The sequence below is a fragment of the Rhodococcus sp. NPDC077669 genome (assembly GCF_040686915.1).
GTDB classification, from domain to species: domain Bacteria; phylum Actinomycetota; class Actinomycetes; order Mycobacteriales; family Mycobacteriaceae; genus Rhodococcoides; species Rhodococcoides fascians.
The window spans coordinates 256,575-275,954 of sequence record NZ_JBFBMD010000002.1 but is presented as its reverse complement, the minus strand read 5'-3'; the positions used below and the strand labels follow the sequence as shown (position 1 = coordinate 275,954).

At 65.2% G+C, this 19,380-nt stretch carries 20 protein-coding genes; 14 read left to right on the top strand and 6 right to left on the bottom strand.

The genetic code is table 11. From position 1 onward, the window contains the following. The first annotated feature begins 160 nt into the window (after window positions 1-160). Window positions 161-1,354, top strand: a complete 1,194-nt coding sequence (locus tag AB0P23_RS03825; RefSeq protein WP_241257856.1) for an AAA family ATPase — start codon at window positions 161-163, stop codon at window positions 1,352-1,354. A 3-nt stretch (window positions 1,355-1,357) separates the two neighbouring features. Here the strand turns inward: AB0P23_RS03825 and AB0P23_RS03820 are convergent, their stop codons facing one another. Continuing rightward, window positions 1,358-1,813 (bottom strand): M23 family metallopeptidase, encoded by a 456-nt coding sequence (locus AB0P23_RS03820; RefSeq protein ID WP_256988781.1) that lies wholly within the window; start codon window positions 1,811-1,813, stop codon window positions 1,358-1,360. Window positions 1,814-2,200: 387 nt separating this feature from the next. Between AB0P23_RS03820 and rpsB the strand changes: the two genes are divergently transcribed. From rpsB to AB0P23_RS03790, 6 genes are all read left to right on the top strand, one after another. Next, window positions 2,201-3,091: a 30S ribosomal protein S2 gene (gene rpsB, locus AB0P23_RS03815; protein ID WP_032366407.1), complete on the top strand. Its 891-nt coding sequence runs from the start codon at window positions 2,201-2,203 to the stop codon at window positions 3,089-3,091. A gap of 159 nt (window positions 3,092-3,250) precedes the next feature. Beyond that, on the top strand, window positions 3,251-4,075 hold the full coding sequence (tsf, locus tag AB0P23_RS03810) for a translation elongation factor Ts (RefSeq protein WP_027496703.1): 825 nt from the start codon (window positions 3,251-3,253) through the stop codon (window positions 4,073-4,075). Window positions 4,076-4,239: 164 nt separating this feature from the next. Further along, window positions 4,240-4,968 carry a UMP kinase gene (pyrH, locus tag AB0P23_RS03805; RefSeq protein WP_027496704.1) on the top strand — a complete coding sequence of 243 codons (729 nt, stop codon included), beginning with the start codon at window positions 4,240-4,242 and terminating at the stop codon, window positions 4,966-4,968. A gap of 55 nt (window positions 4,969-5,023) precedes the next feature. Next, a complete protein-coding gene (frr, locus tag AB0P23_RS03800) occupies window positions 5,024-5,581 on the top strand; it encodes a ribosome recycling factor (RefSeq protein ID WP_027496705.1) in 558 nt (185 codons plus the stop codon). A gap of 36 nt (window positions 5,582-5,617) precedes the next feature. Continuing rightward, complete coding sequence (locus tag AB0P23_RS03795; RefSeq protein ID WP_027496706.1) at window positions 5,618-6,532, top strand: phosphatidate cytidylyltransferase; 915 nt, start codon at window positions 5,618-5,620, stop codon at window positions 6,530-6,532. A 16-nt stretch (window positions 6,533-6,548) separates the two neighbouring features. Beyond that, entirely contained in the window at window positions 6,549-7,268 is a 720-nt protein-coding gene (locus AB0P23_RS03790; protein WP_197077486.1) for a class I SAM-dependent methyltransferase, read from the top strand. A gap of 21 nt (window positions 7,269-7,289) precedes the next feature. Here AB0P23_RS03790 and AB0P23_RS03785 read toward each other — a convergent pair whose 3' ends face one another. After that, window positions 7,290-8,144: a CoA ester lyase gene (locus tag AB0P23_RS03785; RefSeq protein ID WP_027496708.1), complete on the bottom strand. Its 855-nt coding sequence runs from the start codon at window positions 8,142-8,144 to the stop codon at window positions 7,290-7,292. Window positions 8,145-8,222: 78 nt separating this feature from the next. Further along, on the bottom strand, window positions 8,223-8,663 hold the full coding sequence (locus tag AB0P23_RS03780) for a lipopolysaccharide assembly protein LapA domain-containing protein (RefSeq protein ID WP_032372845.1): 441 nt from the start codon (window positions 8,661-8,663) through the stop codon (window positions 8,223-8,225). Between the two features lie 166 nt (window positions 8,664-8,829). Here AB0P23_RS03780 and rlmN point away from each other — a divergent pair, with 166 nt between their 5' ends. Continuing rightward, window positions 8,830-9,981: a 23S rRNA (adenine(2503)-C(2))-methyltransferase RlmN gene (gene rlmN / locus AB0P23_RS03775; RefSeq protein WP_206497920.1), complete on the top strand. Its 1,152-nt coding sequence runs from the start codon at window positions 8,830-8,832 to the stop codon at window positions 9,979-9,981. Window positions 9,982-9,985: 4 nt separating this feature from the next. On the opposite strand, the gene AB0P23_RS03770 is transcribed toward rlmN, so the two are convergent. Further along, window positions 9,986-10,255: a DUF2631 domain-containing protein gene (locus AB0P23_RS03770; protein WP_027496710.1), complete on the bottom strand. Its 270-nt coding sequence runs from the start codon at window positions 10,253-10,255 to the stop codon at window positions 9,986-9,988. Window positions 10,256-10,472: 217 nt separating this feature from the next. On the opposite strand from AB0P23_RS03770, the gene puuE reads away from it, so the two are divergent. After that, window positions 10,473-11,372, top strand: a complete 900-nt coding sequence (gene puuE, locus AB0P23_RS03765) for an allantoinase PuuE (RefSeq protein ID WP_206498045.1) — start codon at window positions 10,473-10,475, stop codon at window positions 11,370-11,372. Window position 11,373: 1 nt separating this feature from the next. On the opposite strand, the gene AB0P23_RS03760 is transcribed toward puuE, so the two are convergent. Beyond that, window positions 11,374-11,895, bottom strand: a complete 522-nt coding sequence (locus AB0P23_RS03760) for a DUF1990 domain-containing protein (protein WP_032366411.1) — start codon at window positions 11,893-11,895, stop codon at window positions 11,374-11,376. A 122-nt stretch (window positions 11,896-12,017) separates the two neighbouring features. Here AB0P23_RS03760 and dxr point away from each other — a divergent pair, with 122 nt between their 5' ends. The 5 genes from dxr to AB0P23_RS03735 all read left to right on the top strand — a co-directional run bounded on the left by dxr (window position 12,018) and on the right by AB0P23_RS03735 (window position 18,421). Beyond that, entirely contained in the window at window positions 12,018-13,157 is a 1,140-nt protein-coding gene (gene dxr / locus AB0P23_RS03755) for a 1-deoxy-D-xylulose-5-phosphate reductoisomerase (RefSeq protein WP_032372843.1), read from the top strand. A 3-nt stretch (window positions 13,158-13,160) separates the two neighbouring features. Beyond that, a complete protein-coding gene (locus AB0P23_RS03750; protein ID WP_032372620.1) occupies window positions 13,161-14,372 on the top strand; it encodes a M50 family metallopeptidase in 1,212 nt (403 codons plus the stop codon). A 37-nt stretch (window positions 14,373-14,409) separates the two neighbouring features. Further along, window positions 14,410-15,573 (top strand): flavodoxin-dependent (E)-4-hydroxy-3-methylbut-2-enyl-diphosphate synthase, encoded by a 1,164-nt coding sequence (gene ispG / locus AB0P23_RS03745; RefSeq protein WP_027496714.1) that lies wholly within the window; start codon window positions 14,410-14,412, stop codon window positions 15,571-15,573. A gap of 116 nt (window positions 15,574-15,689) precedes the next feature. Continuing rightward, a complete protein-coding gene (locus tag AB0P23_RS03740; protein WP_206497919.1) occupies window positions 15,690-16,526 on the top strand; it encodes a GNAT family N-acetyltransferase in 837 nt (278 codons plus the stop codon). Window positions 16,527-16,630: 104 nt separating this feature from the next. Continuing rightward, entirely contained in the window at window positions 16,631-18,421 is a 1,791-nt protein-coding gene (locus tag AB0P23_RS03735) for a penicillin-binding transpeptidase domain-containing protein (protein ID WP_155289462.1), read from the top strand. Window positions 18,422-18,443: 22 nt separating this feature from the next. Here the strand turns inward: AB0P23_RS03735 and AB0P23_RS03730 are convergent, their stop codons facing one another. Next, the gene (locus AB0P23_RS03730; RefSeq protein WP_032370795.1) at window positions 18,444-19,313 is read right to left on the bottom strand and encodes a LuxR C-terminal-related transcriptional regulator; all 870 of its coding nucleotides are present in this window, start codon (window positions 19,311-19,313) and stop codon (window positions 18,444-18,446) included. Window positions 19,314-19,380 lie beyond the last annotated feature (67 nt).

Here is a 19,380-nt window from a genome sequence, read left to right as displayed (position 1 = left end):
GGGGACCGTGGACCGCGACCGACCGCAAGGTAAATCGGAGCCGTGGTCGACGCATGGCCACAGTGCGCCGGTGAACGGGGCACGACCCGGCAGTACAGGCGACGGCAGTCCACTCGACGGCCGGGGCGACGATGCCGCCAAATCCGTACCGGTCGAACCGATGTCCACTCCACGCTCCACGCCCCGGCAGCCCCCGCCGTGGCAGACGCCCGATTCTGCGCAGCGACCTCCCGTGCCCCCGCGGTACAACCCGCCCGTGCCGCTTCGACCGGGCCCGCCGGCCGCCTATCCCGAGGCACAGATGCCGCCCGTTCCGCCCGTCGGGGACGATCGGTCGCAGGCTCAGCCGGCCCAGCAGGCACCCTGGTCCCCGCAGCCGTGGGCAGGTGCCCCGAATCCGTATCGTCCGAGCAGTCAGGACCTGGGTGCCGAATCGCTGCTCAAACGACCCAAGCGCACCTCGTCGTCGGGGTGGCGTCGCGGTGTGCACCGGTTGACCGGTGGCGTCATTAACCCCGGCGAGTCGACGGCCGAGGAGCGCTACCGCAACCAGGTCGATCGCATACGGCAGCCGGTGCTGGGGGACTACCGCATCGCGTTCCTGTCGCTCAAGGGCGGGGTCGGCAAGACGACGACCACTCTGGGTCTGGGGTCGACGTTCGCGTCGCTGCGCGGAGATTGCGTCATTGCCGTCGACGCGAACCCGGATTTCGGGACACTCGGAGAGCGGGTACCGCGTCAGACCGCGTCGACTGTTCGCGACTTGTTGGCCGCAGCCCCGAACATTCGCCGGTATTCCGACATTCGCGCTCATACCTCGCAGGCACCGAGCCGACTGGAAGTGTTGGCCGGTGAGCGGGATCCCTCGGCGTCGGAGATGTTCGGCGAAGAGGACTATCGCGCAGTCATCGACATGCTGCAGGTCTATTACAACCTGATCCTCACCGACTGCGGAACCGGCATCATGCACTCGGCGATGAACGGGGTGCTGCAGCTGGCCAATGCGCTGGTTCTGGTCAGTTCGCCGGCCGTCGACGGGGCACGCAGCGCAGCCGCGACTCTGGACTGGCTGGAACTGCACGGATACGGCCACCTGGTCGAGCGCACGGTCGTGGTGATCAGTTCGGTCCGACCGGGTTCGTCCGCGGTCGACATGAACTTGTTGCAGCAGCACTTCCTGGAACGCTGCCGCGCGGTGCTGGTGGTTCCGTTCGACGAGCACCTCGCCGAGGGGGCCGTGGTCGATCTCGAGAAGCTGCGTCCCCAGACCAGGAGCGCTTTCGTCGAGCTTGCCGCCATGGTTGCGGACGACTTTCCTGCCGCGTCCGGTCGTCACTCCGGCCCTGGGCGCTGACCGTCACCGACCCGGCTCCTGCACGGGTTTCAATCTGATCGGACGGGCACGCACCAGGGCCGTCGGATCGAGGTATTCGCGGCCCCGCTTGATGCCCCAGTGCAGGCATGTCGCCGTGCAGCCGTCGTGTCCCGACGTCAGCGAACCCAGGATGTCGCCGCGTCGTACTCGTGCTCCGGCCCGGACCGCCGCCGTCACGGGTTCGTACGTCGATCGAAGTCCGCCCGGATGGTCCACCGACACCACCGGCTTACCGGCCACGAGGCCTGCGAACACGACCGTGCCGTCGGCGACGGCCAGAACCGAGGTGCCGTCCGCCGCGGCGAGGTCGACCCCGCGATGGCCGGGGAGCCAATCGTGTTCCGGGCGGTCGAACGGTGTCACGACGCGAGGGTGCGGCCGTATCGGCCACGCGAACGAGTCCGATTCGGCTGCCGCGGCCGGCGTGGTCAGCACGATCGCGGCAAGAACGCAGGCGATGCACCCGGTACGAAGAGTGTTCACTCGTCGACGATGGCCTGTGAATGTGCTGGAAAACGAGGCCCAGCACGAATTGTGGACAACCGAAAGATTCGTCCACAGGCACCGGAATCTCTTGACAGTCGGGCCTGGTTATGACGGGGGCCGCCGCAGGTCTACACTCCTTGTTGCGGCCTGTGCGTGCACGGGTCGACTTCGCGCGTCCGCGTCATCGTATCGACTGCCTCGGCAGAGTTCACGATACGAGAACCGGTTGTCGGCGGTCCTGATCCCCCTGTGGTTCAGGTCCGACAACTTCGGCGGTCGCCAGGGCAGAGGTCACCGACACTCTGCGTCAACCGAACCATGAAAGAGAGTTATTCAGCCATGGCTGTAGTAACAATGAAGCAGCTGCTCGACAGCGGCACACACTTCGGACACCAGACCCGTCGCTGGAACCCGAAGATGAAGCGATTCATCTTCACCGACCGCAACGGCATCTACATCATCGACTTGCAGCAGACTCTGACCTTCATCGACAAGGCCTACGAGTTCGTCAAGGAGACGGTCGCCCACGGCGGCACCGTTCTGTTCGTCGGCACCAAGAAGCAGGCACAGGAGTCCATCGCCGCTGAGGCAACTCGCGTGGGCATGCCCTACGTGAACCAGCGCTGGCTCGGTGGCATGCTCACCAACTTCCAGACCGTGCACAAGCGCCTGGTCCGCCTCAAGGAGCTCGAGGCAATGGAGCAGACCGGTGGCTTCGAGGGACGCACCAAGAAGGAAATCCTCATGCTCACGCGTGAGATGACCAAGCTCGATCGCACCCTCGGCGGCATCCGCGACATGGCCAAGGTTCCGTCGGCCATCTGGATCGTCGACACCAACAAGGAGCACATCGCCGTCGGCGAAGCGCGCAAGCTGAAGATCCCGGTCATCGCGATCCTGGACACCAACTGCGATCCCGACGTGGTCGACTACCCGATCCCGGGTAACGACGACGCGATCCGTTCCGCTGCGCTGCTGACCAAGGTCGTCGCATCCGCAGTGGCCGAAGGTGTGCAGGCCCGTGCAGGCCAGAACACCGCAACCGACGCCAAGCCCGAGGTCGGCGCAGGCGAGCCGCTCGCAGAGTGGGAGCTCGAGCAGCTCGCACAGGCGTCCCCGGCCGCTGACGCTCCGGCAGCAGAGGCTCCCGCAGCCGATGCGCCGGCCGCCGACGCCCCGGCAGCAGAAGAAGCACCGGCAGCAGAAGAAGCGCCGGCCGCTCAGGCTTGATCGAATTCGGTCCCGGTTCACCCTCAGGGGTGGGCCGGGGCCGCTTCGGTATGTCAGGGTTGTGATCGGTCCGGCTCCACAGCGAGCCCGTCGATCACGATTCGAGAACAGCACTTTCGTCAACGCCCGTATTCAGACTTTTGAGGAGGCTCGCCCACGATGGCGAACTACACTGCCGCCGACGTCAAGCGGCTCCGCGAGCTCACCGGCTCCGGAATGATGGACTGCAAGAACGCACTCGCCGAGAACGACGGCGACTACGACAAGGCCGTCGAGTACCTGCGTATCAAGGGTGCCAAGGACGTCGGCAAGCGCGCCGAGCGCAACACCGCCGAAGGCCTCGTCGTCGCCGAGGGTGGAGTGCTCGTGGAGATCAACTCCGAGACCGACTTCGTGGCCAAGAACGACGAGTTCCAGACGTTCGCCGCGTCCGTCGCGGCGACGGCTGCAGCAGGCGAGCCTGCTGATGTCGACGCTCTCAAGGCACTCGACCTGAACGGCAAGACCGTCGAGACGGCTCTGAACGAGTTGTCGGCCAAGATCGGCGAGAAGCTCGAAATTCGCCGCGTCGTGTCCTACGACGGCAACACCGCGACCTACCTGCACAAGCGCAGCGCGGACCTGCCGCCTGCCGTCGGCGTGCTGGTCGAGTACACCGGTGACGGCGACGCCGCCGGCGATGCTGCGCGCGCTGCGGCGATGCAGATCGCAGCGCTCAAGGCCAAGTACGTCACCCGTGACGAGGTTCCCGAGGATCTGGTCGCCGCCGAGCGTCGGATCGCAGAAGAAACCGCGCGCGAAGAGGGCAAGCCGGAGCAGGCTCTGCCGAAGATCGTCGAAGGTCGCGTCAACGGATTCTTCAAGGACGTCGTTCTCACCGAGCAGAAGTCGGTTCAGGACGGCAACAAGACCGTCAAGGCCATCCTCGACGAGGCCGGCGTGACCATCACCCGTTTCTCCCGATTCGAGGTCGGCGCCAGCTAGTCTGCGCTCGATCCGATCGAGGCGATGCCGTTCATTCGATTTCATCGAGTGGACGGCATCGTTCGTGCGCGAGGCAGGTCGGAGCCGTGTCCACCGATCGGGTGCCGATAGGGCAGGATGATCGGTGAGTAAACCGTAGTGTTCGACGAGTACCGAGGAGAGCTATGACCGATCCGGCCCCTGACCGTCCCGGGTTCCGACGCGTGATGCTCAAACTGGGTGGGGAGATGTTCGGTGGTGGCCAGGTGGGGCTCGATCCGGATGTCGTGAACAACGTTGCCGAGCAGATCGCCGAGGTGGTGGCCACCGGAGTTCAGGTCGCCGTGGTGATCGGTGGCGGAAACTTCTTCCGCGGTGCCGAATTGCAGCAGCGGGGGATGGACCGATCTCGCTCGGACTACATGGGCATGCTAGGCACGGTCATGAATTGTCTTGCGCTGCAGGATTTTCTGGAAAAGCAGGGTGTTGCCACCAGAGTCCAGACCGCGATCACGATGGGCCAGGTGGCCGAGCCGTACCTCCCGCTGCGCGCGCGACGGCACCTCGAGAAGGGGCGTGTCGTCATCTTCGGCGCAGGTATGGGCATGCCCTACTTCTCGACGGATACGACGGCGGCGCAGCGGGCGCTCGAGATCGGTGCCGAGGTGCTGTTGATGGCCAAGGCCGTCGACGGTGTCTACTCGGCCGATCCACGGCTCGATCCCGACGCGACGATGTTCGACACGATCACCCACCGAGAAGCCCTCGAGCGAGGCCTCAAAGTTGCCGACGCGACTGCCTTCAGCCTCTGCATGGACAATCAGATGCCGATGTTGGTGTTCAATTTGCTGATTCAGGGAAACATTGCTCGCGCCGTGTCGGGCGAGAACATCGGCACGCTGGTCACGTCGTGAATGCCGCCGACACGACCGCGAACGAACCGAGAACGAAGACGATGGAGGACAGATCGTGATTGACGAAGCTCTCTTCGACGCCGAAGAGAAGATGGAAAAGGCCGTATCGGTTGCCCGTGACGATCTGTCCTCGATCCGCACCGGGCGGGCCAACCCGGGAATGTTCTCGCGCATCGTCATCGAGTACTACGGTGCCCCGACGCCGATCACCCAGCTGGCCAGCATCAGCGTGCCGGAGGCGCGATTGGTGGTGATCAAGCCGTACGAGTCGAATCAGCTCGGGCCGATCGAAACCGCTATCCGCAATTCCGATCTCGGCGTCAACCCCACCAACGACGGCAACCTGATTCGTATCGGCGTGCCGCAGCTGACCGAGGAACGACGCCGCGAGTTCGTCAAGCAGGCCAAGGGCAAGGGCGAGGACGCCAAGGTGTCCATTCGCAACGTGCGCCGCAAGACGATGGAAGAGCTCAAGCGCATCCAGAAGGACGGCGAGGCGGGCGAGGACGACGTCGTACGCGCCGAGAACGAGCTCGACAAGACCACCGCGAAGTACACCGCCTCCGTCGACGAACTGGTCAAGCGCAAAGAGGGTGAATTGATGGAGGTCTGACCTCCTTCGATAGTTGCGCAACACGGTGGAACGACGATGAATATCGAGGAGTTGACGACAGTGGTGGGACCGGATCGGCAGGAGGGCAGCGGCACGCCCGCTGGCTCGTCCGGGGTCGCCGCCACGAAGTCCGCCGGCAAGGCGGGTCGAAATCTGCCTGCCGCGATCGGCGTCGGCGGCAGTTTGGGTATCGGGTTGATCCTCGTGCTCGTGTTCGTGCCGCTGGTATGGATCGGTGTCGTGGCCGTGGCGTTGGCCGTCGCGACGTACGAGGTGTCCAAGCGGCTCCGCGAGGGCGGTGTTCTCGTTCCGCGCATCCCGCTGATCCTCGGTGGTCAGGCCATGATCTGGCTGGGCTGGCCGTTCGGTGCCGTCGGAGTGCTCAGTGCGGCTGTGGGCACCGTCGTGGTCTGCATGGTGTGGCTGTTGCTGAGACAAGGCTTCGGTACTGCTCCCAAGAACTATCTCGAAGAACTCTCCGTCACCGTTCTGGTGGCGTGTTGGCTACCACTGTTGGCCTCGTTCGCCGTTCTGATGGTCCTGCAGGACAACGGTGCCGGTCGCATCCTGGTCTTCGTCATCGGCGTCGTGTGCTCGGATGTCGGTGGTTACATCGCCGGTGTGCTGTTCGGCAAGCACCCGATGGCACCGGCCATCAGCCCGAAGAAGTCCTGGGAAGGGCTGGTCGGATCGCTCATCTTCTGCGTCATCGGTTGCCTGCTGACGGTGACCCTGATTCTCGAGGCCAACTCGATGATCGGTGTCCTGCTAGGAGTCGTGCTGGTCGTGACGGGAACACTGGGCGACCTCATCGAATCGCAGGTCAAGCGCGACCTTCGAATCAAGGACATGGGCTCGTTGCTGCCCGGCCACGGCGGCATCATGGACAGACTCGACTCGTTGCTGCCCTCTGCGTTCGTTGCGTGGCTCGTCTTCACCGTGTTGCTCTGACCGACTCCGCCGGACGATGAGCGGTGATCGCGGCGGGGTGATTCCCAGTCCCAACATCTGGCACTGGCCGCATCTGTACGAGGCGGAGAACAGGGCTCAGGACGTCGACGGCGCTGTGTTCGCGTCCATTCGATCGACCGTCGATTGGACGGCCGAGAACGTCGTGGACGTGGGCTGCGGCAGCGGTTTCCATCTTCCGATCTTCGCTGCGGACGCCCGGTACGTCATCGGTGTGGAACCGCACGCCCCATTGGTGGCCGCAGCCCGCACGCGCGTCGAGTCACTTGCGAACGTCGCCGTGCGTGCGGGTAGAGCGGACGCGCTGCCCGTCGACACAGGTTCGGTCGATCTCGTCCACGCGCGAACCGCGTATTTCTTCGGCCCCGGCTGCGGCCCGGGTATCAGCGAAGCGATGCGAGTTCTGCGGCCCGGAGGGGCGTTGGTGGTCGTGGACCTCGACGCCACGTCGTCTCCGTACGGGGACTGGATGCGTGCGGATCTCCCGCACTACGATCCTGCGGCCGTCGAGGCGTTCTTCGATGCCCAGGGATTCGAGATGCGACGCGTCGACACGAGGTGGGCGTTTCCCGACCGCCGGGTTTTGCGGGATGTGCTGGGAATCGAGTTCTCACCGCGGGTAGCGCGCGCTGCGGCACGGCAGGTCGACGGCCTCACCCTGAATGTGCGCTATCGCATCCACGTTCGATACAAGCCGACCGGCGTCGAGTCGATCTGAGCCTGGCTCGGCAGCGAGCGATCAGGACGCGGCGGAGATTCCGAAGATTCGAGCCAGTTCGTTGATCTTGAGAGCCTTTGCCAGACGCGGCAGATCGCTGCCGTCCTTGACGTGAGCACCGTCGGCACCGAGAGCGTCGATGACATCGTGAGCCCAGGACACGTCTGTCGGGGAGGGGGCCAGTTCGCGGTTGACGATGGCCACCTGATCGGTGTGCATACAGAGTTTGCCTGCCATGCCCATCGAGAGCGTCAGGGCTGCATCGCGCCCGAGGATGCTGTCGTTCGCGGTCAGTGTCGGACCGTCGATGGGTCCGGGTAGTCGTGCGACGCGCGAGGAGACGACCAGTCGCGAGCGCGGGTAGGCCATGGCGAGCGGGTCGTCGCTCATGCCCGTGTCGCGTCGGAAGTCGCCGCTGCCGAAGGCGAGACGGAATGTCGAGTCCGCGCGCGCGATTTCGGTGGCGGCCTCGAGTCCTGCTGCCGATTCGACCAGCGCGAGGATCGGGGTGCCGTCGGCGAGGCGGGCGGCTGTCGCCTCGACCTGACCGCCGCTCTCGGTCTTCGCGAGCATGACCCCCACCAGGCCGGGCAGCCCGGACAACGCGGCAAGATCGTCGGCCCAGTACGGGGTCGTCGCGTCGTTGACGCGCACCCAGGCCGAGTTGCCCTCGCTCAGCCAGCGCACGACGGTCTCGCGAGCAGCAGGCTTCTTCGCCGGAGCGACTGCGTCCTCGATGTCGAGAATGACGGCGTCGACACCGGATGCGACAGCAGCGTCGAACGTATCGGGCTTGGTGGCCGGAACCAACAGCCACGATCGTGCGCGGTCGGGTGCAACGCCGGATGCCACCGGTGTCTCCATGAAAGTAGTCACGTCATGCTCCTCGAGTGAAGTCGGGCACCGCCAACCTTATCGATTCAGAGCATCGGTGCCAGCTTCTGTACATAGTGTTCACGAACCGTGACGCTGGTTCTTCTTCGCTGCGCGCCGGACCTGCAGGATTCGGGCACCGCCGGCCATGGCCATCACCAGCGCGCCCGCGATCGCGGCCAGCAGCATGCTGATTCCGAGGGGTAGGTCGAGCTGCCAGGCGAAGATCTGGACGGTGACCGAGTCGAGGTTCTGCACGATGAACACCAGGAGAACGACAAGGACGACGGCCCCGACCACCAGGCCGGTCCAGAGGGCGGCGGTGCGGGTGTGCGCCACATCGGTGGGGGTGTGCTGCTGTTCCGGAACGAACTCGGGGTCGGGCGCGGAATGGCCGTCCGAATCCGGGGTGGTGATCGGGGTGAGGTCGCCGGCGGCACTCGTCGGCCGGTCGAACCCCGGCTTGGTCGACGCCGATGTGTCGAACGGTGCCTCGTTGCTGTCGTCTGCTCTGGTGGCCATGTCGATGATCCTTTCGCACGCGTGGTCCGAATGCACGCGCAATCGGTCCCGGCGTCGATACCCGTCAGGGCACCGTCGAAAACCGTCGCGAATAGGACTGTGAGCAGAACGGGTGGACAATGGTGGGTATGGAGTTGAGCCAGCAGGAACGACGCGGGGGTCGAGCATGAGTGATTCCGCAGCCGCAACGGACAGCACGACCGAGCAGAAGAGACCGAATCTTCCGCTGGTCTTCACAGCTCCGCGTCGGGGAATGCCGTCGCGTCACCTCGCCGACCTGGACAAAAAGGGCCTGCGTGAGGCAGTGAAGGCACTCGGTCTACCGGCATTCCGGGCCGACCAACTTGCGCGGCACTACTACGCGCGGCTCGAGGCCGACACCACCAAGATGACCGATCTTCCGGCCGAGGCTCGGGAGAAGGTCGGTGCCGATCTCTTTCCCACCTTGCTGACGCCGATCAAGCACTTGGCGTGTGATGACGGTGACACTCGAAAGACCCTGTGGAAGGCCAACGACGGGACTCTGCTCGAGAGTGTTCTCATGCGGTATCCGGATCGCGCGACGCTGTGCATCTCGAGTCAGGCCGGTTGCGGAATGGCATGTCCGTTCTGCGCCACCGGTCAGGCCGGCCTGACGCGGAACCTGTCGACGGCCGAGATCGTCGATCAGGTCCGTTCGGCGGCCGCGGACATGCGCGACGGCGTCGTCCCCGGCGGTGAGGGTCGTCTGTCGAACGTCGTGTTCATGGGGATGGGCGAGCCGCTGGCCAACTACAAGCGCGTTGTCGCGGCAGTGCGCAAGATCGTCTCACCAGCCCCCGGCGGGCTGGGACTGTCACAGCGTTCGGTCACCGTGTCGACGGTCGGCCTTGCTCCGGCCATTCGAAAGCTGGCCGACGAGGGTCTGTCGGTGACCTTGGCCGTGTCTCTGCACACGCCGGACGATGAGCTGCGAGACACGTTGGTCCCGGTCAACAATCGTTGGTCGGTGGCGGAGGTTCTCTCCGCTGCCCGGTACTACGCCGATCAGACCGGTCGACGCGTCTCGATCGAGTACGCGATGATCCGGGACGTCAACGATCAGCCGTGGCGAGCGGACATGCTGGGCAAGAAGCTGCACAAAGCGCTCGGATCCCGGGTACACGTCAACCTGATTCCCCTCAACCCGACTCCGGGTAGCGAGTGGGATGCCAGCCCGAAGCCGGTGGAGCGGGAGTTCGTTCGACGGGTCATCGCGCAGGGCGTGTCGTGCACCGTGCGCGATACCCGTGGTCAGGAGATCGCAGCGGCGTGCGGTCAGCTCGCCGCCGAGAACTGAGCCGCTAGCGGGGCTTGCGGCGGACGATGACGTCGCGCACGACGAGTCCGACCAGCGCCACGGCAAATCCGACCAACCACAGGTCCTCGACCTTGCCGGTGTGATTTCCGATGATCATGAACAGCAGGAACGCGGCAACGACGATGGCTGCGACGCGCATCGCCTTGTTCGACTCGCCGCTCCATCCCCACGCGGCGGACGGCACCTCGGGCACCTCGTTGCGGGTATCGACGACCGGGTCGTACGAAGCGGATTCCAGTTCGGTATTTGCCACCGGTCGATCCTCTCGGGTGATGCGTTCACGTGGGTCCCGGCACGAACGGTGCCAGACGCGTTGTCGGAACAATATTGGCATACGACCGCCCGTCGTAGTGATCAGGGTTGCATCGCTCACCCAGCGCGTGTGTGGGCTCGAATGAGAGACTGCGGCGGTGACCCCCGAGCGCCTTCCCCATCGTCCGAGTCGGTCCCCGCTGAGCTATCCCCGCGACATGGTCGGTTACGGCCGCACGCCGCCGCTCGCGCAGTGGCCGGGTGAGGCGAACATCGCCGTCCAGTTCGTCCTCAATTACGAGGAGGGTGCCGAGAACAACGTGCTCGAAGGCGACACGAAGTCCGAGACGTTCCTGTCGGAAATGATCGGCGCACAGGCGTTTCCGAATCGACACATGAGCATGGAATCGCTCTACGAGTACGGATCCAGAGCCGGAGTGTGGCGCGTGCTGCGCGCATTCGAGAAGCGTGGGTTACCGCTGACGGTGTTCGCGGTCGCCAAGGCCATGGAGCGGAACCCGGAAGTGGTTGCGGCACTGCTGGAGTTGGACCACGAGATCGCATGTCACGGCTTGCGGTGGTTGTCGTATCAGCAGATCGACGCGAACGTCGAGCGCGAGCACATGGCGGAGGCCGTGACCATCCTGCGCGAGCTGACGGGGTCTGCGCCACTGGGGTGGTACACCGGGCGCGACTCTCCGAACACCCGATCGCTCGTGGTGGAGCACGGCGGATTCGTGTACGACTCCGACTCCTATGCAGACGATCTGCCGTACTGGGAGAAGGTGCCCCGAGACGCCGGGGTCGTCGATCACCTGGTGGTGCCGTACACCCTGGACACCAACGACATGCGTTTCGCATCGCCGGGAGGATTCTCGACGGGCGACGAGTTCTACGCGCATCTACGTGACGCCTTCGACGTTCTCTATGCCGAGGGCGCGAGTGGGAGTCCCAAGATGCTCTCGGTCGGACTTCACTGCCGGCTGGTGGGCAGGCCGGCCCGCATGGCTGCACTGGAACGTTTCCTCGATCACGTGCAGTCGCACGACAAGGTCTGGGTCGCGAAGAGAATCGACATCGCCGAACACTGGCGAGCTGTGCACCCGCCCGAGGCCTGAGTCAGTCGGCCTGTCGGCACGCGGATGCCAGCGCGCTCAGATAGCGGTCGGTGAATGCTGCCTGGACGCGTCTGCCCACCGGGCCGCCGAGCTTGGTGTACCAGCGACCGGGACGCGAGAACGCCGATATGTGGGCGGTGACGGCACCGTCCGCGGGGGAGTAGTCGACGTAGAAGAGTTCTTCGCCGGACTCGGGATGCCCGTCGAGTGTTCCGTAGGCGAAACCCTGACGGTTCGCCTCGTCGATGACGTAGACCACACGACACGGAATGCGCACCGGTCCGAGTGTGAGAACGACCACCGAGTCGGGCACAGCGGTCTCGGCCTCGGAACGGACCTTCAGTCCTGCTCCTCGGTGCATGTCCCATCGCATCAACGCATCGGCCGCCGCCACGAAGTCGTCCAGCCCCGATCCCACGACCCTCGACATCGTGACGTGGTGGTATCCGGTGGGCAGTGGGCCGGCGGTGGCCCCCGCATCGTCGTAATTGAACGGTGCCGAGCGGTACTTCGAGAAGTCCATGCACCCCAGCGTGCCAGCCTGCGTCGGCACATAGGGGTTTCTCAGCCTCGGTAGGCAACAATGGACCGGTGCCAGACCATCGTGAGCGAACGACCAACTCGGATCGCCCCGAGCCGATACGTGTGCTGTTGCTGGGAAGTACCGGGTCGATCGGAACCCAAGCGCTCGACGTCATCGCCGCCAACCCGGACCGCTTCGTCGTGGTCGGGCTGGCTGCGGGCGGTGGAAACATCGAACTACTCCGTCGCCAGATCGCGGAGACCGGTGTCCGACGGGTAGCCGTCGCCCAGCCCGAGGCCGCCGCCGAGCTCGATTTCCCCGGAGTGCTGAGTGGTCCGCGAGCAGTGACCGAGCTGGTCGAGTCGACCCCGGCGGACGTCGTGCTCAATGCCCTCGTGGGTTCTCTCGGCCTCGAACCGACCCTGGCCGCGCTGAACAGCGGTGCGCGCCTGGCGTTGGCCAACAAGGAATCCCTGGTCGCCGGAGGCGAGCTGGTTCTCGCCGCCGCAGCCCCCGGTCAGATCGTGCCGGTCGACTCCGAGCACTCCGCGCTCGCCCAATGCCTGCGCAGCGGTACGCGCGGCGAGGTGGATCGACTGGTTCTCACTGCATCGGGAGGTCCGTTTCGAGGGTGGAGCGAGAGCGAACTGAAGTCGGTCACGCCGGAGCAGGCCGCCGCGCATCCCACCTGGTCGATGGGGCCGATGAACACGTTGAACTCGGCGACACTGGTCAACAAAGGTCTGGAACTGATCGAGGCGCACCTGCTGTTCGGTGTGCCCTACGAGAAGATCGACGTCACCGTGCACCGGCAGTCCATCGTGCACTCGATGGTGACGTTCGTCGACGGTTCGACCATCGCTCAGGCCAGTCCACCGGACATGAAGTTGCCGATCGGGCTCGCCCTCGGCTGGCCGGATCGAGTGCCCGACGTCGCCCGTGCACTCGACTTCACGACCGCATTCTCCTGGGACTTCGAGCCACTCGACGACCGAGTGTTTCCGGCGGTGCAGCTGGCGCGTGAGGCCGGGATCATGGGTGGGTGCATGACTGCGGTGTACAACGCGTCCAACGAAATTGCCGCGGAAGCGTTCCTGGCCGACAGGATCGAATTTCCGCAGATCGTCGAGACGGTGCGCGCGGTATTGGGCGACGGCGGGCAGGACTGGTCGACGGCTCCCAGGGACGTCGACGACGTACTCGCGGCGGACTCCTGGGCCCGGGCCCACGCCCGTGAACTACTGAAATCGAAAGGCCTCTGACACATGGTGTTCGCTCTGGGTGTCGTGCTGTTCGCCGTGGGAATCGGTGTCTCGATCGCGCTGCACGAGGCTGGACACATGTGGACCGCGAAAGCGCTCGGCATGAAGGTTCGCCGCTACTACATCGGGTTCGGCCCGAAGATCTTCTCCTTCCGTCGCGGGGAGACCGAGTACGGACTCAAAGCCATTCCGGCAGGCGGGTTCTGCGACATCGCCGGTATGACCGCCATCGACGAGCTCGCGCCCGACGAGGTCGAGCGCGCAATGTACCGCCAGAAGACGTGGAAGCGCATCGTCGTCATGGTCGGCGGCATCGCCATGAACTTCGTGCTGGGAATCGTGCTGGTCTACGTGTTGGTGCTCGGCTGGGGCACGCCGGATCGGGTGACGCCGACAACGACGGTCCAGGGCATCGGTTGTGTCAGCACGTCCCAGACCGAGGACGGTGAACTTGCGCCGTGTTCGGGAGACGGTCCGGCTGCCGAAGCTGGACTGCGCACGGGCGACATCATCACTGCGGTGAACGGTCAGCCGACAGAGGCCTGGTCCGACGTCGTTCTCGCCATTCGGGACTCCACCGGGTCGGCCGATCTGACAGTCGATCGCGACGGTGCTTCGCAGACTCTGAGCGTTCCGATCCTTCAGGTTCAGCGCTACGTCGTCGATCCTGAGACCGAAGCGAAGAACTCGACAACCGTGGGAGCGATCGGCGTCACCGGCGGTCCACCGCCGAACATTCGATACAACCCGATCGAAGCGGTGCCCGAGACCTTTGTTTTCACCGGGGACATCTTCGTGCAGACCGGGAAAGCGTTGGTGCAGTTGCCGAGCAAGGTGGAGGCGCTGTGGGATTCGATCTTCGGTGGTGAACGAGGGCTGGACACTCCGATGAGTGTCGTCGGAGCCAGCGTCATCGGTGGCCAGGCCGTGGAAAACGACAACTGGCAGACGTTCGTCGGGCTGCTGGCGTCACTCAACTTCTTCCTCGGTGTGTTCAACATCGTGCCGCTGTTGCCGCTCGATGGTGGCCACATCGCCGTGACGATCTACGAGCGCATCCGCAACATTTTCCGCAACCGTCGCGGCCTGCCCGACGGGGCACCGGTGGACTACATGAAGCTCATGCCCGTCACCTACGTGGTCATCATCGTTTTCATCGGGTTCTCCTTGTTGACGCTCACGGCGGACATCGTCAACCCCATTCAATTGTTCTAAGTAGACTCGACAGTCGTAGCTAGGAAAGAAGGCCACTGTGTCCGTGTCAGTCGGATTGGGAATGCCCGCACCGCCGGTGCCCGTACTCGCGCCACGTCGAAAGACCAGGCAGCTCCAGGTCGGGTCGGTGGGTGTCGGAAGCGAGAGCCCCATCTCGGTGCAATCGATGTGCACCACCAAGACCCACGACATCAACGCCACCCTGCAGCAGATTGCAGAGCTGACGGCGTCGGGTTGCGACATCGTTCGTGTTGCGTGCCCCACACAGGACGACGCCGACGCGCTGTCGATCATCGCCAAGAAGAGCCAGATTCCGGTGATCGCCGACATCCACTTCCAACCGAAGTACATCTTCGCGGCCATCGACGCCGGGTGTGCGGCGGTGCGCGTCAACCCGGGCAACATCAAGGAGTTCGACGGCCGCGTCAAGGAAGTCGCCAAGGCGGCCGGTGACGCGAACATTCCGATCCGCATCGGTGTGAACGCCGGCTCTCTCGACCCGCGGCTGATGAAGAAGTACGGCAAGGCGACACCCGAGGCGCTCGTCGAATCCGCGTTGTGGGAAGCGGGCCTGTTCGAGGAGCACGGTTTCGGCAACATCAAGATCTCGGTCAAGCACAACGACCCCGTCATCATGGTTGCTGCGTACGAGCAGTTGGCGGCGCAGTGCGACTACCCACTGCACCTCGGTGTCACCGAAGCGGGACCGGCTTTCCAGGGGACCATCAAGTCCGCTGTGGCCTTCGGGGCCCTGCTGTCCAAGGGCATCGGCGACACCATCCGAGTTTCCCTGTCGGCACCGCCGGCGGAGGAGATCAAGGTGGGCAACCAGATCTTGCAGTCCTTCAATCTGCGCCCGCGCAAACTCGAAATCGTCTCCTGCCCGTCGTGTGGGCGCGCACAGGTCGACGTCTACACCCTCGCCGACGAGGTGACTGCGGGACTCGAAGGAATGGAGATCCCGCTACGCGTCGCGGTCATGGGCTGCGTCGTGAACGGGCCGGGCGAGGCCCGCGACGCCGACCTCGGTGTCGCGTCGGGCAACGGCAAGGGCCAGATCTTCGTCAAGGGCAAGGTCATCAAGACGGTTCCCGAAGCGCAGATCGTGGAGACGTTGATCGAGGAAGCGATGCGCATCGCCGAGGAGTTCGAGAAGGACGAGATCGCCAGCGGTGGCGCGCCGGTGGTCACCGTCAGCTGAGCGGGTACACCTGTTCGGCGTCCGGTTTGCCGCTCTGCCACCGGGGGAACACATTGTCTGGAATGATTCGCTTCAGAATCGGTGCGTACGCGGTAGGTGGGTCAGGAGGTCGGTAGGTGCTCAAGCTCCTCGGCGCGAAGCCTCTCGGTAATCGGGACGTCGCGCACGTGCTCCGGGTGCTCGACGGGGACCCCGTTGCAACCTGCATGGTTGCCGCGCGCGTGCAGGAATCCGGCCTCGATCCGAGGTCGTTCCACGGCGAGATGTGGAGCAGGGGCGGTCCGGACGAGTCGCTGTGCTTCTACGGTGCGAATCTGGTTCCGTTGCTCGGTTCCAGCGACGATCTTCGTTCCTTCGCGGACCGCGCGTGCCGCGGGCCGCGTCTGTGCTCGTCGTTGGTCGGCAGAGCGGAGTTGACGCTTCCGTTGTGGGAAATGCTCGAGACGGATTGGGGTCCGGCGCGAGAGGTACGCGGTGAGCAACCGTTGTTGGCCACGTCGGTACCGTCGTCCATCTCGCCTGATCCTCTCGTTCGGCTCGTTCGACCCGACGAGCTGGACGTGTATCTGACCGCGGCCGTTGCCATGTTCATCGAAGAGGTCGGCGTCGACCCGCGACTGAACGACGGCGGTAGGGGATACCGGCGTCGGATCGCCAGTCTCATTGCAGCGCAACGTGCCTGGGCCAGATTCGAGGACGGCCGCGTGGTGTTCAAGGCCGAGATCGGCTCGCAGTCCGGGACGGTCGGGCAAATCCAAGGGGTATGGGTGCACCCGGACCGACGCGGGCACGGCCTGGGTGCATCCGGAACGGCGACCGTGGTGAACTCGGTCGTCCGCCAGGGGCGTACTGCGAGCCTGTACGTCAACAGCTTCAACTACGTCGCGCGCCGGGCCTACGCGAAAATCGGTCTGACGCAAGTGGCGACGTTCACCACGGTGCTGCTGGACTGAGAACGGTCGCTCGATCGGCTTGTCCCGAAACGCGATTCGTTGCCGTGGTCGACGCACCGGCCGTATTACGATGGGGCGCAATGAGATCACGTGATGCGACCTGGATGCGCGGACGGCTGGGCGTGGTGACCGTGATCGGTGCCGTCGTCGGTGCCTACCTCACCGGGTGTACTCCCAAGCCCGACGGTCCGGAGCCCGCAGCTCAGGCATTCCTCGCGGCCTTCGAGGCCAACGACATCCCCACGGCCGCCGCCGATACCGACAAGCCGGACGCCGCAGCCACTGCGCTGAGCGAGGCGTGGACCAACCTGCAAGCGGAGGCCCTCGACGCCGAGACGACGTCGGTTCGAGTCGACGGCGACACCGCCACAGTCGGCTACACCTACCGTTGGCAGCTGCCCAAGGATCGGGTGTGGACGTACGACGGCCAACTGAACATGGGTCGGAGTGCAGGAGAGTGGGTGGTGCGGTGGACCGCCTCGGACATCCACCCGAAGCTCGGTGACACGCAGACCATGGCCTTGCGCTCGACGGCTGCACCACGCGCTCGGGTCAACGAGCGCTCCGGCACCGACGTCCTGGTGCCCGGGGTCGTACATCGAATCAAGTTCGACGCGTCGGCCGCGAACAACGTCGTGGCCTCGGCGACGGCGCTGTCGACACTGCTGACACCGTTCGACGCGTCGATCACGGCTCAGTCGATCGTGGAGTCGGCGACTTCCGTCGACGGCGACTACCCGGTGGCGCTGCTGCGAGACAGCGACTTCGAACCCATCTCGGCGGCGCTCACCGAGATTCCAGGAGTCACGGCGTCCGACGAATCGGATCTCGTGTCCACCGACCCCACCTTCGCGCCGGACCTGGTGGGCCAGGTCAAGAAGGCCGTCATCGACGACGTCGACGGCAAGGCCGGCTGGAGCGTGGTGACCAGCAACCGCAACGGCGTCGACATCGACGTCCTCACCGACACCCCGCCCGAGCCGGCACCATCCTTCTCGATCAGCCTCGATCGGAATATTCAGGTCGCGGCCCAACGAGCAGTGAACGCCAGGGCCGAGCAGGCCATGACGGTGGTCATTCAGCCGTCCACCGGGGCCATCCTCGCTGTGGCGCAGAATCCGGCCGCCGATCGGGACGGACCGGTCGCGTCGGCCGGTCTCTACCCACCAGGTTCGACGTTCAAGATCATCACCGCCGGGGCGGCGATCTCCAGCGGACTCGCGACCCCGGGGAGCACCGTTCCGTGCCCCGGTCGTATCGAGATCGGCGAACGAAGCGTCCCCAACTACAACGAGTTCGCCCTCGGTGACGTGACCATGAGCACCGCGTTCACCCGATCGTGCAACACCTCCTTCGCGAAGCTGGCGAGCGAGATGTCGCCCGACGCGTTGACCGTGGCCGCGTCCCAGTTCGGCGTCGGTCCGGACTACGACGTCGTGGGCTTGCCGACCGACTCGGGTTCGGTCCCGCCCGCGGACGAACTCGTCCAGCGCACCGAGGACGGATTCGGCCAGGGCAAGGTGGTCGTCTCGACCTTCGGGATGGCACTGGCCGCCGCGACGGTTGCCCACGGCTCCACACCGGTTCCCAATCTTCTGGTCGGACGGGAAACCGCCATCACCGGCGATCATCCACCGATAGAACCTGCCATGGTCGACGGGTTACGCGGCATGATGCGCTCGGTGGTCACCAGCGGCACCGCAGAGCGCATCGCCGACCAGGGCGAGGTGTACGGCAAGACCGGAGAAGCAGAGGTCGAGGGCGGATCGCACTCGTGGTTCGTCGGTTACCGAGGCGACATCGCCTTCGCGACTTTGGTGGTACGCGGCGGCAGCTCGGACAATGCGGTCGCCGTCACCCGGGAGATGTTCGAGCAGCTTCCGCCGGGGTACTGAGCGCTGCGCCGGTGGGCCGGGTTCAGCCCGACAGCAGCCCGAGTCGACGACACGCGAGAACCGCTTCGTATCGAGTGTGCGAGTCGGTTTTTCGCATCACGCTGCGGAGATAGGACTTGACCGTCTCGGCACCGATCGACAGCCGTGCCGCGACTTCGACGTTGGTGCAACCGAGCGCGACCTGCGAGATGACGTCGATCTCGCGTGGCGTCAATGCCTGCGAGTCGCCGGAGTCGCTGTCCTGGTTCGCCGTCCGACCGAGTGTTGCTGCCAGTCGCGCGGTGACCGCGTCCAGTCTGTGCTTGACCGCCGCGTCTCCGATCGACCGAGCGAGCTCGGCGAGCTCGTCGTGCACACCGCGCAACTCGGCCGTTCGCGAGAGGTGCCCGTCCGACGTGGCCCGCGCACTCTCCATGAGGCGCACCCTGCGGTCGACCTCGTCGCGGATGGCGATCTCCTGACCGAGGCGCCGGGCTGCGGCGGTCATGATGTCGCCGACTCGATCACCGAGGGGGCCGCGTTCTCGCACCGCCGCGTACATCACCATGCGGGCTGCTCCGGCGACGACAACCGGCACCGCCAGGATCGACTTGAGGCCCTCGCCGAGGACCGGCCGGTCGAAGTGGTGGGTGATCGACATCGACGCGCCGTAATCACTGACGGCCGCGGGCCGACGTTGGTCCATGACCCGGCCACCGAGACCGGACCTGGGCGGGATGGCGAGCCCGTCCAGCCCACGCGTGCGGGTGCCGTGAAATTCGCTCAGGTGCAGCGTTTCCGAGGACACTTCCCCGCCGAACACGACGGGCACGGCGGACGTCGCGGCGACCTGGCGTAGTTCGGCGCGAAGGGCATCGCCGTCCCGGGGGCGCAACAGACTGGAATGGACCACGACGCTTCCTTCCTCGGTTCGGGTACGTCGACGGCGAACGTGACCCAGATCATATCCCGTCGCGCGG

Excerpts from the sequence above, each read along its gene's own strand:
- AB0P23_RS03735 (WP_155289462.1), top strand. The coding sequence starts at position 16,631 with ATGCGCGGACGGCTGGGCGTGGTGACCGTGATCGGTGCCGTCGTCGGT.
- AB0P23_RS03760 (WP_032366411.1), bottom strand. The coding sequence starts at position 11,895 with ATGGACTTCTCGAAGTACCGCTCGGCACCGTTCAATTACGACGATGCG.
- AB0P23_RS03750 (WP_032372620.1), top strand. The coding sequence starts at position 13,161 with ATGGTGTTCGCTCTGGGTGTCGTGCTGTTCGCCGTGGGAATCGGTGTC.
- pyrH (WP_027496704.1), top strand. The coding sequence starts at position 4,240 with ATGACCGATCCGGCCCCTGACCGTCCCGGGTTCCGACGCGTGATGCTC.
- AB0P23_RS03780 (WP_032372845.1), bottom strand. The coding sequence starts at position 8,663 with ATGGCCACCAGAGCAGACGACAGCAACGAGGCACCGTTCGACACATCG.
- AB0P23_RS03790 (WP_197077486.1), top strand. The coding sequence starts at position 6,549 with ATGAGCGGTGATCGCGGCGGGGTGATTCCCAGTCCCAACATCTGGCAC.
- tsf (WP_027496703.1), top strand. The coding sequence starts at position 3,251 with ATGGCGAACTACACTGCCGCCGACGTCAAGCGGCTCCGCGAGCTCACC.
- AB0P23_RS03825 (WP_241257856.1), top strand. The coding sequence starts at position 161 with ATGTCCACTCCACGCTCCACGCCCCGGCAGCCCCCGCCGTGGCAGACG.
- rlmN (WP_206497920.1), top strand. The coding sequence starts at position 8,830 with ATGAGTGATTCCGCAGCCGCAACGGACAGCACGACCGAGCAGAAGAGA.
- AB0P23_RS03795 (WP_027496706.1), top strand. The coding sequence starts at position 5,618 with ATGAATATCGAGGAGTTGACGACAGTGGTGGGACCGGATCGGCAGGAG.
- rpsB (WP_032366407.1), top strand. The coding sequence starts at position 2,201 with ATGGCTGTAGTAACAATGAAGCAGCTGCTCGACAGCGGCACACACTTC.
- puuE (WP_206498045.1), top strand. The coding sequence starts at position 10,473 with ATGGTCGGTTACGGCCGCACGCCGCCGCTCGCGCAGTGGCCGGGTGAG.